This is a genomic window from Acinetobacter calcoaceticus DSM 30006 = CIP 81.8 (assembly GCF_000368965.1).
Lineage (GTDB): Bacteria > Pseudomonadota > Gammaproteobacteria > Pseudomonadales > Moraxellaceae > Acinetobacter > Acinetobacter calcoaceticus.
In genome coordinates this window covers 757,718-772,853 of the sequence record NZ_KB849780.1, presented here as the reverse complement: position 1 = coordinate 772,853, position 15,136 = coordinate 757,718, and the positions used below count along the sequence as shown (strand labels likewise).

The window sequence follows — 15,136 nt, the reverse complement described above, 5'->3', positions numbered from 1 at the left end:
TTTAATTAACGATCAAGCAAGCCTAGATGCAATCTTGTATATCTGTTCAAAGATTTTAAGGAATTAATGACTATGACTTATCAAGTCACATTAATTTTCAACAAACTTTGACTATAGAAGAAAAGTATTTGTAGTTTGTGCAAAGTATAGGGATGTTTATCAAGGCAAGAGTAACTAAACCATGTCATTGTTAAATTTAGCTATATAAATTTTGCTCAGCAAGTAAAGTCCTGATATAACTTGCTTGATGAAACTATATTTTTCAACTATTAAAGATAGTTCACCAGAAATGCGATCCACCAAGGTATGGGGAAAAGTCAATGACAAAGAAGTATGCGCGTTTTTTACCTACAACAGAATCTTTTACTCTTGAAGATTTTCCATATTATTGGATTACTCAAGTACATGCTCAGTATGTACAAAATATTGATAATGCTTTAAAAAAATATGGTTTAGATAACTCACGTAGACGCATTATGTTGGCTTTAAGCAGTAAGCCCCATGCGAGTGTTTCTGAACTTTCAGACATGATTATTTCAAAAATGTCGACGACAACTAAAATTGTCTATCGTTTAAAAGATGAAGGTTTAGTTGAAACTTATTCTTGTCAGACCGATGGTCGAATCACCCGCGTGGTACTTACAGAAAAAGGTACTGAAATGATCAATAAGATTAATGATCTAACCAGCGTAGTACTCGAGCAATCATTCGAAGGTATCACCCCATTGCAATTAGAAAAAATGATGGAAAGTTTAAAATTACTTTTAAAAAATCTTTCTCGTTAAAAATGGAATAGATCTTTTACTCGTCAATAAGAACTAAGCTCTCTTCAGGAGAGCTTTTTCTATTTTAATGCCTCATCAAGGCATTGATAGAAACAATACCCTACATAAAATAATCAATTAACTTCACATCTGTTGACTTGAGCTCTTAACTCCAGTAGAAATTCTCTTTCAATAACTGAATAGCAAATTTTTGAAAATGGCTAAAAGAAAATACAAAAGTGACAAGTTTCAAGTGCGCCGTATTAACCGTCAATGGTGGGTACTTGAAAAAGACCTCGAATCAAACTGCTATTTAAAACATGAACAAGTGGCAACCAAAACCTTAGCAAACAACTATGCAGATGATTATATTGAACAATACTATATGAATCTTTACATTCAACAAGAGTTGAAAAAACCTGAAACTGTATAAAAAAGCCATTTGGCTTTTTTTTATTTTTAATAGTTTGAAATTATAAAATCAAAAATTAGGAATAAAAAAAACCTACATCTTGGGGAAAATGTAGGCTATAAAATGCACAAAAAGGAAATATATATCCTTTTTGATAAAAAGAATTTTACGATAATATAAGCCTTTATTTTATATTACTTTTGTAAACTTAATGGTGGTTATTGTATTTATCTAGACTTTTTAAAACCTGCCCCTCTCTATATATTATGGTTAAAATTTGAGTTATTAAAATTTCAAACATCACAATTTACTTCTCATCATTTTATAATTTATTTTCATTAGTTTTATTAAGATAGGTTTCTAAAGACAATTATAAGCTTCTGTTTTAATAAGTTTTTTACAAAAATAAGCATAAATCTTTTTTTAACTTAACACAGATAAAAATCAATAAATAACAAAAACATAAATTAAATATTAAGTATATAATATATTTAACACCTCAATTTTAGTTCAAAAAAAAGACAATTGAAATTTATTTATTGCTGTTTAGATTACTACAGAAAGATTACAATAATGACTTATAAATAGATTAACCCCATACAATCTTTCTAGGCATGTTATGACTTCAATGTCGAACAACACCCAAAAGCATTTTATTGTTGAGCAAATTCCACTACCGACATGGGTAAGTGATGAAAATGGCTTGATATTATATTGCAATGTAGAGTGTACAGAATATTGGCAGGATACTTTTTCTCCATTACCTCAGCAATGGTTAGATTTTATATCTCCTGTCGATTTAGATGAAGTCAAAAATAGATGGCTCGAAGCAATTCGCCTGCAAAAAAGAATAGAATTAAAATGCCGACTTTTACAAAGTGGCAATCAATATAGATGGTGCAAACTTTCTATTCAAGCCTCCAAATATCGCGGCTCTTCTTTAGCCAGTGAATGGTATGTCAGCTTTTTAGATATTGATCACGATATTCAAGAACAACAAAACTTGCAAAAGAATATTGAAATACAAAATCAAATGTTAGACATCAGTGTTGATTGCATTAAAGTATTAAATGTTGATGGCACAGTTTCTCATATGAATAAATCAGGATGCCTCGCTTTAGGCGTTCCTGTTGATGAAACAGAATTTGGAATGAAATGGCTTGAGCTTTTGCCACCTCATATTCGTAAACGTGGACGCGTCGCTTTAAAAAAAGCCCTTCAAGGCAAAGTTGCCAGATTTGCTGGAATGAGCTGTTTACCAGATCAGGACCCCGAATATTGGGATAATATGCTGACCCCGATTCATCGGGAAAATGGTGAAATCGGACAAATACTTTGTGTATCTCGTAACGTTACTCAACAGCATTTGACAGAAAATCAGCTTAGAAATATGAGTGAAAGAGATGACCTGACCGGTTTATGTAATCGGCGCTCATTTAAATTTCAACTTAAACGGACCCTTGCATATTCAAAAGATAGTCAAACAAGTGTGGGTTTACTATTAATTGATCTTGATCATTTTAAGCATATTAATGACACTTTAGGGCATAGCGCAGGCGATCATCTTTTAAAAGTTTTATCCAAACGCTTTAGTCATTGTGTTGATGATGAAAGATGCTTTGTCGCAAGACTAGGTGGAGATGAGTTTGCGGTTATTATTAATAACCTAAAATCTGAAAGCGATGTGCGTGACCTAGCCGCAATTTTACTTCAGCAGCTAAATCAACCTATTACCTATTTAGGCAATGTTCTAAATGGTGGTATGAGTATTGGTTGTGCAATTTATCCTCAAGATGCCGTAGACCAGTCAGGTTTACTAAGTTGTGCAGATATGGCATTGCATGACTTAAAAGCGCGTGGTCGTGGTGGTATCCGTATGTATGATCCATGCATGATGCAAATGACCGAAACAGTCGCATCTCAACTTAATTTAGCACGCCAGCTTATTCGCCATCATACCATCCAGCCCTACTATCAACCCAAAGTAGATTTAAGAACTCATCGTGTCGTAGGTTTTGAAGCTTTATTACGATGGCATACTACTTCAGCTCAAAGAGGTTACCCTGCACAAATTGCAGAGGCTTTTAAAGATTATAATTTAGCGAGTAAGATCGGTGAAACTATGCAACATCAAGTTTTACGTGACATCGCTAAATGGATAGATCTTGGTATTAAACCTCTTCCTGTTTCGCTCAATGCTGCACCAGTTGAGTTCTTAAGAGATAACTATGCTGAAAAGCTTTTGAAAAAGATCAATCAATTTCAAATTCCAACACATTATATTGAAGTAGAAGTCACTGAACATATGCTAGGCGACCGAGGTTCAGAATATGTGATCCGTGCGCTCAATAAATTAAAACAACATGGCGTACATATTGCGCTAGACGACTTTGGTACAGGTTTTTCATCGCTTACCCATATTCGTGACTATCCAATTGACAGTTTAAAAGTGGATTGTAGTTTTATACAAAAGATGCAACATGACCCATCTATCTATGCCATTGTACAAGCGATTGGACTACTCGCCCCTAATCTGTCACTTGGGCTCATTGCAGAAGGAATTGAAACTCCAGAACAAGAAGAACTACTTCGACAATTTGGATATAGTATAGGTCAAGGATTCTTGTTTGAGTCCGCTATAGATGCCAATCAAGTCATTTCAATACTCAAACAGAATCAACCCTACCTAGAAAGTCATTACAATGCTTTAAGATAAAATCTTTAATAAACTTTCTCGCCTCTATTCATACTAAAAATAAACAATAAATTTTTAAAAATTGTTCATAATATAAGCATAAAGATAATAAATCGGTGTTTTGGCACCATACATTGTCATAGGACAATAAGGAGCAATATATGAGTTATCACCATATCTTGGTTCCAGTCGATGGTTCTCCTACTTCACTCATTGCTGTTAATCATGCAGCAGCACTTGCTAAGGCCTTTGGTAGTAAAGTGACTCTAGTATATGCGCTTACTATAGATCCTTTTATTTCTGTAGAATTCATTGATAGTACAGAATTAGCACAGGATTATTTTAATAAAGCTAGAGCATCAATTCAGGGTATTTTAGACCAAGCGAAAGAACAATTTAGCCAGCATGGAATTTCTGTTGAAACAAAAATTGTTGAAGGTCAAACAATTCACACAGAAATTATTAAAGCAGCGACCGAGCTCAAAGCAGACTTGTTAGTCATTGGCTCTCATGGTCGAAAAGGGTTTAAAAAGTTCTTCTTAGGAAGTGTGACTCAAGCTCTTTTAGGAGAAATTCATTTACCGGTATTAGTCGTAACTGAATAGTTTTTCTTAAGCTGAAAAAAACCGATCTTATATAGATCGGTTTTTTAATAGCCTGTTTTACTGAGCTTTATATGTAAATCTAATCAGAGATCCTGGATTTTCTAATGTATTCGTTACAGAACCATCATCTTTTTGGACATTTCCGGAAGTATCAGTCAATACATATAAAACATTCCCATCTGGACTTGCAATCACGTCACGATAACGATTGTTGCTCTTAAACATCGGCACAGCATCATCATAAGTAGCACTGTAAGTTGGATCTAGCTTAATACGGAAAATAACACCACGCTTTAAAGATGGAACCAATAATGTATTTTCCCAACCAGAAATTGCTTTTTTGCCGCCCTTATAGACATAAGCAGATGACGGTGCAACTGTTGGCCAGCAAATGTAGGTCATATCCCCACAGGTTGGGTCATTATAGTTATAGGTATCTTGGACGGTATATAAAGTTTTTAACGGCGGTACAAAGTTTTTACCAGTCCATTCAGACTCTTTCATCACAGGTACACCTGCCGCTACTTTTACTCCATTTTGCCCTAAATCTTTAATTTGTGACTTATTGGTTGCTGCCGAATAATTTGCATAGGCATAACCACTGTCATCTTTATAACCCGCTACATTTGGCCAGCCATAGTTGCCACCTTTAACAATGAGATTAATTTCATCATCAGAGTTTGGACCTTGTTCAGATTGCAATAGTTTACCATTTGGAGTAAATGCCAAGCCCTGTGGATTACGATGACCGAGCGTATAAATATGACTAATTACACCGTTAAAGCTTGGATTATCTTTTGGAATACTTCCATCCAGATTTAAGCGTAATACTTTACCCATATAGGTATGATAGTCTTTTCCGCTCAGTTCCTGTTGAGTCGGCGTATGTTGTGCCTGATTTGGTAAGAATAAATAAGCAAGCTGGTTACGTCCCTGATCACCAATCGTATAGTAAATCTTTTGGTCTGGACCAATGACAAGGCGACCCGACTGATGGTCTTTCGATGAAGGTAATCCTGCCAATAAATCTACTGGTTTCTCAAGAGTATCTGTTGCTTTGTTATAGGTATATCGACGGATAATAGTTTGATTCGGTAATTCTTTATCTGTAGATTTCGGATTTTTAAATGTACCTGAAACATAGATATAAGGATTATTTTTAAAGTCAGGATGAAAGGCAAAACCCAATAAACCGTTTTGTCCATCAGCATCATTTACAATCTCAGGAACCTGAAAAACTGTTTTTACACTGCCCGCCTCTGGATTAACTCTTAGAATCTTACCTGTTGCCCGCTCCGTTAACCAAATTTGATTATCAGGCCCCCACAACAAAGCATGTGGCTTATTTAAATTAGATATAAGAACTTTCTTGTCAAAGCTTTCTGTTTTCGCTTTAGCAAATTGAGATGGAGTAAGAGGGACATCAGCAAATGCTGAATTGAGCGTAACTAGCTGAGCAGCACCTAATAAAGTAATTTTAGCCAATAAATGTTTATTCATATGTCCACCTTATAAATTGTCAAAATTTTCCGAGAATTTTTAAACCGTTAATCAAGGGTTTGTACGAGTTCTCTATATGATTTGTATTATGATGAATAACGAATCTATTAAAATCTAAATTTCTGAAAGGCTCTGTTGCATAAAAGTAGCTATTAAAAATGGATAAACAATCTTACAAAGTCTTTTTAAGATGAGTAACTTAAAGCTAATTTTGATCTATTTTTATACATGCTCAATTAATTTTATATCTTAATGTTTTTTGAAATGGTCTTCTAAAGTTAGCACAATATCGCTATTAACCATAAATGCAGATCAGTATCCTTTCTTAAAAAATTTCATAACCCCAATGATGAAAAGCATTCAATTATAAGGTTTTTGCTATGCAAACTTCCTAAGCTCAGGTTAGTCAACCTTAAAAACTTATGCTATTCTTCGGCCACTTTTTAAAGCCTCAAATTCTCTATTACCATGACACTTACGCCACCTTAAGTTTATTTACCCTTATTCATTGTAAATAACTCATCATTGTTTAGTGATGTGGTGTAGTCGCTTGTGTTGATATATCACTTCACTAGCCTTTTCAAAATTTAGAACTATAGGCTATCCCCCTCATGTTAACGAATGTCCGAGAACAATGGTTCTCTAATGTCCGTGCAGATATTCTTTCCGGTCTCGTTGTTGGTCTTGCTTTAATTCCTGAAGCAATTGCATTTTCAATTATTGCGGGTGTAGACCCGAAAGTTGGGTTATATGCGTCTTTTTGTATTGCAGTCATTATTTCATTTGTAGGCGGGCGTCCCGCTATGATTTCGGCGGCTACAGGTGCCATGGCTCTAGTTATGACTACACTTGTAAAGGACCATGGGCTTCAATATTTATTTGCAGCCACTATTTTAACCGGTGGCATACAGATTTTAGCTGGATACTTCAAACTCGCTAAACTCATGCGTTTTGTTTCCAAATCAGTCGTTATTGGGTTTGTTAATGCCCTAGCTATACTCATTTTTATGGCTCAACTACCAGAATTGGTAAACGTGACGTGGCATGTCTACTTATTGGTAGCAATTGGTTTAGCAATTATTTACCTATTCCCCTATATACCCAAAATTGGAAGGTTCTTTCCTTCCCCACTTATTTGTATTGTCGTCATTACACTACTCGCCATTTTTCTAGGTATTGATGTTCGAACGGTTGGTGATATGGGATCATTACCAGATACCTTACCTATATTTTTAATTCCAGATATTCCTTTTAATTTAGAAACACTGCTTATTATTCTTCCCTATTCATTAGCCCTTGCTGCTGTTGGTTTACTTGAGTCAATGATGACAGCAACAATTGTTGATGAAATGACGGATACACCAAGCGATAAGTTTCAAGAGTGTAAAGGTCAAGGGATTGCCAATATTGCCTCAGGCTTTATGGGAGGAATGGCTGGTTGTGCCATGATTGGTCAATCCATGATTAATGTAAAATCTGGTGGTCGTACACGCTTATCTACTTTTTGTGCAGGCATATTTTTACTGATTTTAGTTGTATTCTTAAGTGCTTGGCTAAAAGTAATTCCTATGGCAGCTCTTGTTGCTGTCATGATTATGGTGTCAATCAGTACTTTTGAATGGAAGTCGCTGATTCACTTTAAATCGAATCCTAAAAGTAGCAATGTTGTTATGATTGCAACTGTCATTGTTGTTGTGGCTACCCATAACCTAGCACTAGGTGTATTAACCGGTGTTTTACTTTCCGCGTTATTCTTAGCCAATAAACTTGAAAATGATATTCATGTAAATACATCCTTTGAAGGTGAAACGCGTTTGTATGATTTAAGAGGACAAATATTTTTTAGTTCTTCTGAAAAATTCATGCAAGGGTTTAACTTTAAGGAAGATATAAAAGAAGTCATTATAGATCTTACACACTCACATATTTGGGATGTAACTTCAGTAGCAATGCTTGATTCGGCTATCAATAAATTTCAAAAAAATGGCATAAAAGTTACTGTACGCGGCTTAAATGAAGCCAGTTCAATCATGATTGATAAATATGGTACTCACGCTAAAATTTAAAAAAGGTCCTTCGGGACCTTTTTACGATCTACAGATTAAATTTTTTATTAAGGAGATTTATACAACAAACGATTTGGACTACCAGATGGATTTTTTACCACATTACTACTTGCTTGATTTAAAAGATTAGTAGAGATGGTTTGTGGTGTCGCAGTGGGGGTACTTTGCAGTATTTCAGCAACGACACCTGCAACATGTGGCGTAGCCATCGATGTTCCATTTAGAACTTTATAGGTTTACGTTTAAAGATTAATTATTATTCTTGCCTATAAAGTTTCAAGAAGGATCTACAATATAAAAATATATAATCATTACCAATAATATAAAAGTAGAAAGTACAAGATAGGTACCAACTGTATTAAAACTTCGAAAAAATTTCCAGATATCCATAAACACATAATAAAACAATTATTTATAAAAATTATTTCAGACTTTAAATAAATCAGCAACCAGAAGAGATTTACAAATTTTTTAACTATAAAGGTTCAGTATCAAATACGTAAAAAAATATTACTTCAAAAAAATACAAATAAAAAATAAATATATTATCCAATTACAAATTATTCTTGATTTTTAGTTCAGGCAATTCCAATTTCTGGCCCGCTAAATGATGTTTACAATTAAGAGAGTATTCAATAAAACCTTCTTCTATAAAGTAATGACAACGCCCAATGATACTTATGCTCGGATTAAATGTTGGTTTTTCAAGGCTACCGTTAAAGAACCACTGATTCCCATTAGAAAAGGGGTGCTCTACCGGAATATAGTGGAAATGCCCACAAGCCGGACACATATGTACATACATCCCACCCTCAAAATATTGTACTTTCATAAAGGCTCCTTTTTAAATAAAAAAGCCAACCCATATGAGCCGACTAAATCTATCCACGTAAGAACACTATCTATTATTTAATTATTCGTTATAGTTTTCTCTTTTTTGTTTGTCTGCTTTTACTTTAACCAAGAGATATTACAGATTGATGAAGATTTTTTTAAATTATGTTTTACATAAATTTTATTATTAAATGATTTTATAAGCACACATTTAAAACCCATAGATTCTAAATAAGTTCTAGAATTAGAATAAACAAATATTATATTTTACTTTTAATTAAAAAATAAAAAAGTCCGTATCTTGGGAAGCTACGGACTTAAAAACTCATCTAAACAACAGCTAAACATTTTGTCGTTTAGTGAGAAAGCACTATCTTTTTAATCTAATTAAGTTCTATATTCAGGTCAAGAACAACTCGCACTTTCTGTAAAAATCAGGGTAAGTTGTGATTTATCTCACAGTTATTTTATGATCAGCTTAAGTTAAGAGTTTTATAAAACAATATGGCATATATTATTTTTCAAATACTTAATGCCTAAAATAATACTCTAAAATCGTATAGTGATTAATGTGAGGAATAAGTGTAAAAGATACTCCCCCTGTTCTTGATCTTTTTTACTTTCAAAATAGTTTTGGCTTTGCCATTTCAACTCTTCGAGTTCAAATTCTCCACATAAAATTGTGCATGGGATATCAATCCTCTCTTTATGATGAATAGGGCTATATTCCAAAATCATTTTACAGAAGATTGTGCAGAAACCGCTTTAACCTTCTTATGAAAAAGTTATCGTTTATTAAAGAGTTATTCTATGATTGAAACTGAACATCTAATCCTAAGACAATGGAAAGAAAGTGACTTTGAACCTTTTATCAAAATGGGCCTAGATCAAGACGTCATGCAATTTTTCCCAAGCCTTCTAACACCTCAAGAAAGTCTTAACTTAATCCAAAAAATTTCACGTCTCATTGATGAAAATGGTTGGGGCTTTTGGGCAGTAGAATTAAAAGAAAGCCATCAATTTATCGGGTTTATTGGTTTACACAACCAACCTGAGCAATTTGATTTTTGTCCATGTGTCGAAATTGGTTGGAGACTTGCAAAAGAATTCTGGAAACAAGGTTACGCTACCGAAGGAGCAAAAGCAGTTTTAGACTATGCTTTTAATGTACTCAATTTAGATAAAATCGTTTCGTTCACAGCTACTCTTAATAAACCATCTCAAGCTGTAATGGCAAGACTCGGAATGCAGAGAGTGAAAAATTTCGATCACCCGAAAGTCCCTCTCCATCACCAATTAAGAGCGCATGTTCTTTATGAAATATCTTGTGAAAGAAAAACCTAGTCATCAAAATCATAACCAACAGAGGTTGAATACTCCCAATATTCATTGATTTTATTTGCTATTTCTTCCTTCTCCATACTGGTGAGCACATAGAAGAGTTTAGCCTCTTTATTTTTTCTTAAGATTAATAAATTATAGTAATCATATTCAGGACCATTAAGTCCTAAATTAGGCTGCCATTCATCTTCATTTATTTGATTTTCACAGTGTTTCTCAGCTTTATAATGCCATTCCAGTTTATAAGTATCGAGGCCATCAGCAGCATTAATGACTATGCCATCATTGGCTCCTCCAATAAATCCAATTTTCATTGCCTTCTCTAAATTCTTATTAGGATAATTTTCAATATAGCGCTAATTGAGTATTCTTCAATTTATATATTGTTTATCAAAAAGTATCGTATGTAAGCAAAAATAACGATCTTTAATATGGTTCACATAAACGTACAGCACGATTTAAATATCTAATTTATAAAATCCAAACCATTCCTTTTTACTTTAACTAAAAGAAAAATCTTTTCTCCTCAAAACCATGTCATTACTCTTTTTTTTCTGCAAAATTACACGGTACAATTCCAGACTAACTACTGTCCATGCCAGCTATAATATTATGTACACATTTATGTACATATTAATTTTTGTTGCATGAATTACGTTGTTGAACTTTGAATTTCTTTGAACGCCACAAAACACTCATAAATTATTATTTTTTAAGGGTTATATGAATATTTTAACTAAAAAACTGTGCTTTGAAAGTCTTTGGAGATTTTTGAATCATGTCTAAGATTGTCATGTTTGATATGGATGGAACACTATTAGATCTTGCCTTCGATGACTTCATTTGGAATGAATGTCTTCCTGAACGACATGCTCAGACCCATCAACTTCCCCTCGCCGAGAGCAAAAAAAAGCTATATCAGTTTTATCAATCACATCAGCACACTCTTGTTTGGTATTCATCAACCTATTGGAATAAAACAGTAGGCGTTGATGTACTCAAATTACAACAAGAATTTCAATCTAAAATCCAAGCTCGCTCGGGTTGTCTTGAGCTTCTGCAACAACTTAAAGAGCTAGGATACACCTGTTGGCTAGTGACTAATGCTGATCGCGCCAGTTTACGTTTAAAACTCGATAATATTGCAATCGAACATTTTTTTGACGTAATCATATCAAGCGAACAAATAGGGTATGCAAAAGAAGATATTAATTTTTGGAAAGAACTCCAGCGACTACATCCCTTCAATCTAGATGAAACAATTTTTATTGACGATACGACTCCGGTATTAAAAACAGCAGAAAAATTTGGTATTAAACACTTGTTTACTATCTTACAGCCCTCAAGTCTAAAGCATATAAGACAGCATCAAGATTTAGAATATAAAGCACTAGATCGACTTACAGAGTTGCTGTCTATATTGAATCAAATTGATAGAAAGGATAATGATGTCAAAATTGCGTGAAAACGATGCCGTAGAAACCATGCGTGTTGACAAATGGCTATGGGTTGCTCGTTTTTTTAAAACTCGTTCAATTGCTAAAGCAGCAATCGAAGGAGGTAAAGTACATCACAATAATGAACGTGTAAAAGTTTCCAAAGAAATCCGAGTTGGAATGGAGCTTATTATCCAGCAAGGGTTTGATAAAAAAACTATTGTGATAAAAGCGCTTTCTAATACACGTGGCTCAGCGCCAGTTGCGCAGCAACTTTATGAAGAAACAGAAGTGAGTATTGCTAGACGGGAGTTGATTGCATCCCAACGAAAATTGCATAATCTAGCTCGACCTGACCATAGACCGGGTAAAAAGGATCGTCGACAAATTATTCGGTTTAAACAGGAGAATGATCAAAATTGGTCATACGATGATGAATAAAAACGTCGAGTTGTGTCGCACACACACATACAACACATAGAAGCTATAGAAAAAATCTGTCACTATTAACCTAGTGAAACAAGTTGAGATTCAATGCATCCACTTGGGTTAAACGTGATGAACATAGAGTATTGAGGTTTTTGAGATGGATGAGAATAAAAGCAAAGCATTACAAGCCGCGCTAAGTCAAATTGAGAAACAATTTGGCAAAAATACGGTGATGCGTCTCGGTGACAACACTGTTCAAGCTGTTGAAGCTGTATCTACAGGCTCTTTGACTTTAGATATTGCATTGGGGATTGGCGGTTTACCAAAAGGCCGTATTGTCGAGATTTATGGTCCAGAATCTTCTGGTAAAACCACAATGACTCTACAAGCGATTGCACAATGTCAAAAAGCTGGCGGTACTTGTGCATTTATCGATGCAGAGCATGCATTAGATCCACAATATGCACGTAAACTCGGTGTAGACATTGATAACTTGCTTGTATCACAGCCTGATAACGGTGAACAAGCTCTCGAAATTGCGGATATGTTAGTTCGTTCTGGCGCAATTGATATGATTGTTGTCGACTCAGTCGCTGCACTTACCCCTAAAGCAGAAATTGAAGGTGAGATGGGTGACTCTCATATGGGCTTACAAGCTCGCTTAATGAGTCAGGCACTTCGTAAAATTACTGGTAATGCTAAACGCTCAAACTGTATGGTTATTTTCATTAACCAGATTCGTATGAAGATCGGAGTAATGTTTGGCAGCCCTGAAACCACGACTGGTGGTAACGCGTTGAAGTTCTACGCTTCTGTACGTTTAGATATCCGCCGTATTGGGCAAGTAAAAGAAGGCGATGAAATCGTCGGCTCTGAAACTCGAGTTAAAGTTGTTAAAAACAAAATGGCTCCTCCTTTCAGAGAGGCTCTTTTCCAAATTCTCTATGGTAAAGGCACAAACCAGCTAGGCGAACTTGTAGATTTAGCTGTACAGCAAGATATCGTACAAAAAGCAGGTGCTTGGTATTCATATCAAGGTAATAAAATTGGTCAAGGTAAGAACAATGTTATTCGCCACTTTGAAGAGAACCCTCAAATGGCTGGAGAGATTGAACGTAATATCCGCGAACAACTGTTAACAACAGGTAATAATACTGCTCAAGTTGAAGATGAAGAAGAAGCTGATCTTTTATTAGAATCTTAATTATTCATAAGCCTTAAAACGCCCTTCGGGGCGTTTTTTTACAAGGGAATCCTAATATGTTCAAAAGAACTGAAGAACAGTCTCAACAACGAACCCCGCTTACTGGCCAGCGTTTACGCTCTTATGCTTTCGCTTTATTGACTCGTCGAGATTATTCCAAAGCAGAGCTTACTGAAAAATTGACTCGTTATGCTCAGAACCCAGAAGAGGTTAAGCAACTCGTTGAAGAGCTATCTGAACAAAATTATCAAAGTGATCAACGTGTTGCTGAACAAATGCTTGCTAGCCAAATTCGTAAAGGTAGAGGGCCAAAACGCATTAAACAAGCTTTAAAAACTAAACAGCTTGAAAATGATTTAATTGCAGATGAAATTCATGATATTGATTGGGTAGAGCAAGCGTATGAGCTCAAAGTGAAAAAATTTGGTGAAGAAGTGGAAAAAGATCCAAAGCTTAAAGCAAAACAGATTAGATTTTTACAATATAGAGGATTTGATTTAGATGTAATTATTAAAGCAGTCCAGCGGAGAATGGACTAATAAAAATGGTGGCAGCCCCACTAGCAAAACTTCGGCACATCATAGATCTGCTACCGTTGCTACCTTCCGGTCCTGGCGGGGTTCACAGAGTACAATTGCGAAGCCACCAGCAGGGCTGCCATTGCCAGACCAAGTATAGAGATTTTTAAAAGAGTTGCAAGCCTTCTTCCCAGTTTTAAGCAAGTTTATGTTTCGATTGATTAATTCATCAGCAAAAATACATAACTTTCTATTCTTCTCTCTCCTTTATTCTTTCTTGTATCTTATTTTGGATAAAATATGCTTGAAGATTGTAAACTATTCTTGCATTTATATTGTTAGCTGTTTTAATTGCATTAACCAATTAAAACCTTAGATAGTTAAGTGAATAGTTTATATATTCCTTTCTCAAGTTGGCTTTTACATAAAATTATGGACCTATACTCATGCGATTGATGAAGCATTCTTTATTATTTATTGCCTTAATGAGCACTACCTCTCTCTATGCCAACATTCCAATTGAGTCTCGCGGTTTAAGCCAAAGCGGTGGTAGTCCAAGTAACACTTCTTCTAATAATGTTTCGGTACCTAGTAATCTAAACTGGGAATTAATGCAAAAAAACCAACAATTAGAAAATGATATACGTACCTTACGTGGGCAATTAGAAGAGCAATCAAACGATATTGAACAATTGAAAAAAGATTTATCTAATCGTTATACTGACCTAGATCAGCGCTTAGAACTCCTTAATCAAAAAGTTGATCCTGAAAGTGCACCATCAGATAATCCTGCAAACAGTGATACTCCAGCTACGGCAAGCACAGAAACCTCCACAGCAGATAATAAAGTAGTAAATACCACTCCAACAAGCAGCCCCTCCACCACTCCTCCTCCACAACCAGAAGCGTCTCAACCACCAGCACAAAATCAATCAAACCCAGTAGAGCTTGAAAAGGCTGCTTACACTGTAGCTTTAGATGCCTATAAGCAAGGTGGCGCAAAAAAAGCCATCTCTCCAATGCAAAACTTTATTAAAAATCACCCAAATAGTGTTTATACGGGAAATGCTTACTTTTGGTTAGCTGAATTTAATTTAGCAACTGATCCAGTAAACTACAATGAGGCAAAAAAGAACTACAATGTAGTAGCAACTCAATATCCAAATTCTAGTAAAGCTCCTCGTGCTCTTTATCAACTCTATAGCATTGCTAAAGATGTCGATAAAAATACAGCTTCAGCAAACCAATATAAAACTAAAATTTTAAGTCAGTATCCAAAATCCGAAGAGGCCAAATTTTTTAATAAATAATAATTTTAAGCAAAAAAAAGAC

The 15,136-nt window shown here is 34.8% G+C and carries 15 protein-coding genes, 1 other RNA gene and 2 pseudogenes; 11 read left to right on the top strand and 7 right to left on the bottom strand.

All coding sequences use genetic code 11. The features are described 5' to 3' along the window. The first annotated feature begins 320 nt into the window (after window positions 1-320). The 4 genes from F936_RS08555 (at window position 321) to F936_RS08540 (ending at window position 4,476) form a co-directional block, all read left to right on the top strand. Window positions 321-785, top strand: a complete 465-nt coding sequence (locus tag F936_RS08555; RefSeq protein WP_002121027.1) for a MarR family winged helix-turn-helix transcriptional regulator — start codon at window positions 321-323, stop codon at window positions 783-785. Window positions 786-981: 196 nt separating this feature from the next. After that, complete coding sequence (locus tag F936_RS08550) at window positions 982-1,197, top strand: hypothetical protein (RefSeq protein ID WP_003652142.1); 216 nt, start codon at window positions 982-984, stop codon at window positions 1,195-1,197. Window positions 1,198-1,795: 598 nt separating this feature from the next. Further along, window positions 1,796-3,892, top strand: a complete 2,097-nt coding sequence (locus F936_RS08545) for a sensor domain-containing protein (protein WP_005046645.1) — start codon at window positions 1,796-1,798, stop codon at window positions 3,890-3,892. A 140-nt stretch (window positions 3,893-4,032) separates the two neighbouring features. Continuing rightward, window positions 4,033-4,476, top strand: a complete 444-nt coding sequence (locus F936_RS08540) for a universal stress protein (protein WP_005046644.1) — start codon at window positions 4,033-4,035, stop codon at window positions 4,474-4,476. 57 nt (window positions 4,477-4,533) lie between these two features. Here F936_RS08540 and F936_RS08535 read toward each other — a convergent pair whose 3' ends face one another. Further along, window positions 4,534-5,976 (bottom strand): glucose/sorbosone family PQQ-dependent dehydrogenase, encoded by a 1,443-nt coding sequence (locus tag F936_RS08535; RefSeq protein ID WP_005046643.1) that lies wholly within the window; start codon window positions 5,974-5,976, stop codon window positions 4,534-4,536. A gap of 611 nt (window positions 5,977-6,587) precedes the next feature. On the opposite strand from F936_RS08535, the gene F936_RS08530 reads away from it, so the two are divergent. Beyond that, window positions 6,588-8,042 (top strand): SulP family inorganic anion transporter, encoded by a 1,455-nt coding sequence (locus tag F936_RS08530; protein WP_005046642.1) that lies wholly within the window; start codon window positions 6,588-6,590, stop codon window positions 8,040-8,042. A gap of 47 nt (window positions 8,043-8,089) precedes the next feature. On the opposite strand, the pseudogene F936_RS18745 reads toward F936_RS08530, so the two are convergent. From F936_RS18745 to F936_RS19515, 4 genes and pseudogenes are all read right to left on the bottom strand, one after another. Then, window positions 8,090-8,272, bottom strand: a pseudogene (locus F936_RS18745) (S8 family serine peptidase); the annotation flags it as partial. Between the two features lie 46 nt (window positions 8,273-8,318). After that, window positions 8,319-8,432 (bottom strand): hypothetical protein, encoded by a 114-nt coding sequence (locus F936_RS19520; protein WP_227505633.1) that lies wholly within the window; start codon window positions 8,430-8,432, stop codon window positions 8,319-8,321. A 163-nt stretch (window positions 8,433-8,595) separates the two neighbouring features. Further along, window positions 8,596-8,874, bottom strand: coding sequence for a ubiquitination-like system serine protease family protein (locus F936_RS08525; RefSeq protein WP_004643097.1), 279 nt, complete (start codon window positions 8,872-8,874; stop codon window positions 8,596-8,598). Window positions 8,875-9,405: 531 nt separating this feature from the next. Beyond that, window positions 9,406-9,611: pseudogene (locus tag F936_RS19515) on the bottom strand (alpha/beta hydrolase); the annotation flags it as partial. A gap of 75 nt (window positions 9,612-9,686) precedes the next feature. Here F936_RS19515 and F936_RS08515 point away from each other — a divergent pair. After that, entirely contained in the window at window positions 9,687-10,220 is a 534-nt protein-coding gene (locus F936_RS08515) for a GNAT family N-acetyltransferase (RefSeq protein WP_005046640.1), read from the top strand. Here the strand turns inward: F936_RS08515 and F936_RS08510 are convergent. Next, complete coding sequence (locus tag F936_RS08510; protein WP_003652162.1) at window positions 10,217-10,531, bottom strand: hypothetical protein; 315 nt, start codon at window positions 10,529-10,531, stop codon at window positions 10,217-10,219. The genes F936_RS08515 and F936_RS08510 overlap by 4 nt on opposite strands. Before the next feature lie 464 nt (window positions 10,532-10,995). Between F936_RS08510 and F936_RS08505 the strand changes: the two genes are divergently transcribed. The 4 genes from F936_RS08505 (at window position 10,996) to F936_RS08490 (ending at window position 13,825) form a co-directional block, all read left to right on the top strand. After that, window positions 10,996-11,682: an HAD-IA family hydrolase gene (locus tag F936_RS08505; protein WP_005046639.1), complete on the top strand. Its 687-nt coding sequence runs from the start codon at window positions 10,996-10,998 to the stop codon at window positions 11,680-11,682. Further along, window positions 11,666-12,094 carry an RNA-binding S4 domain-containing protein gene (locus F936_RS08500; protein ID WP_005046638.1) on the top strand — a complete coding sequence of 143 codons (429 nt, stop codon included), beginning with the start codon at window positions 11,666-11,668 and terminating at the stop codon, window positions 12,092-12,094. Before F936_RS08505 ends, F936_RS08500 begins: the two co-directional genes overlap by 17 nt. A gap of 145 nt (window positions 12,095-12,239) precedes the next feature. Then, window positions 12,240-13,286 (top strand): recombinase RecA, encoded by a 1,047-nt coding sequence (gene recA / locus F936_RS08495; protein WP_003652168.1) that lies wholly within the window; start codon window positions 12,240-12,242, stop codon window positions 13,284-13,286. Window positions 13,287-13,342: 56 nt separating this feature from the next. Beyond that, window positions 13,343-13,825 (top strand): regulatory protein RecX, encoded by a 483-nt coding sequence (locus tag F936_RS08490; RefSeq protein ID WP_005046637.1) that lies wholly within the window; start codon window positions 13,343-13,345, stop codon window positions 13,823-13,825. A 15-nt stretch (window positions 13,826-13,840) separates the two neighbouring features. Here F936_RS08490 and ffs read toward each other — a convergent pair. Then, window positions 13,841-13,937: signal recognition particle sRNA small type (gene ffs / locus F936_RS18740), an RNA gene on the bottom strand. Between the two features lie 313 nt (window positions 13,938-14,250). Here ffs and F936_RS08485 point away from each other — a divergent pair. After that, window positions 14,251-15,114: a YbgF trimerization domain-containing protein gene (locus tag F936_RS08485; protein WP_005046636.1), complete on the top strand. Its 864-nt coding sequence runs from the start codon at window positions 14,251-14,253 to the stop codon at window positions 15,112-15,114. Window positions 15,115-15,136: the final 22 nt, after the last annotated feature.

What these genes read in the sequence shown, in the direction of transcription:
- F936_RS08500 (WP_005046638.1), top strand. Translation starts at nt 11,666, where the DNA reads ATGTCAAAATTGCGTGAAAACGATGCCGTAGAAACCATGCGTGTTGAC.
- F936_RS08525 (WP_004643097.1), bottom strand. Translation starts at nt 8,874, where the DNA reads ATGAAAGTACAATATTTTGAGGGTGGGATGTATGTACATATGTGTCCG.
- F936_RS08515 (WP_005046640.1), top strand. Translation starts at nt 9,687, where the DNA reads ATGATTGAAACTGAACATCTAATCCTAAGACAATGGAAAGAAAGTGAC.
- F936_RS08485 (WP_005046636.1), top strand. Translation starts at nt 14,251, where the DNA reads ATGCGATTGATGAAGCATTCTTTATTATTTATTGCCTTAATGAGCACT.
- F936_RS08510 (WP_003652162.1), bottom strand. Translation starts at nt 10,531, where the DNA reads ATGAAAATTGGATTTATTGGAGGAGCCAATGATGGCATAGTCATTAAT.
- F936_RS08540 (WP_005046644.1), top strand. Translation starts at nt 4,033, where the DNA reads ATGAGTTATCACCATATCTTGGTTCCAGTCGATGGTTCTCCTACTTCA.
- F936_RS08550 (WP_003652142.1), top strand. Translation starts at nt 982, where the DNA reads ATGGCTAAAAGAAAATACAAAAGTGACAAGTTTCAAGTGCGCCGTATT.
- F936_RS08530 (WP_005046642.1), top strand. Translation starts at nt 6,588, where the DNA reads ATGTTAACGAATGTCCGAGAACAATGGTTCTCTAATGTCCGTGCAGAT.
- F936_RS08555 (WP_002121027.1), top strand. Translation starts at nt 321, where the DNA reads ATGACAAAGAAGTATGCGCGTTTTTTACCTACAACAGAATCTTTTACT.
- F936_RS08545 (WP_005046645.1), top strand. Translation starts at nt 1,796, where the DNA reads ATGACTTCAATGTCGAACAACACCCAAAAGCATTTTATTGTTGAGCAA.
- recA (WP_003652168.1), top strand. Translation starts at nt 12,240, where the DNA reads ATGGATGAGAATAAAAGCAAAGCATTACAAGCCGCGCTAAGTCAAATT.
- F936_RS08490 (WP_005046637.1), top strand. Translation starts at nt 13,343, where the DNA reads ATGTTCAAAAGAACTGAAGAACAGTCTCAACAACGAACCCCGCTTACT.
- F936_RS08535 (WP_005046643.1), bottom strand. Translation starts at nt 5,976, where the DNA reads ATGAATAAACATTTATTGGCTAAAATTACTTTATTAGGTGCTGCTCAG.
- F936_RS19520 (WP_227505633.1), bottom strand. Translation starts at nt 8,432, where the DNA reads ATGGATATCTGGAAATTTTTTCGAAGTTTTAATACAGTTGGTACCTAT.
- F936_RS08505 (WP_005046639.1), top strand. Translation starts at nt 10,996, where the DNA reads ATGTCTAAGATTGTCATGTTTGATATGGATGGAACACTATTAGATCTT.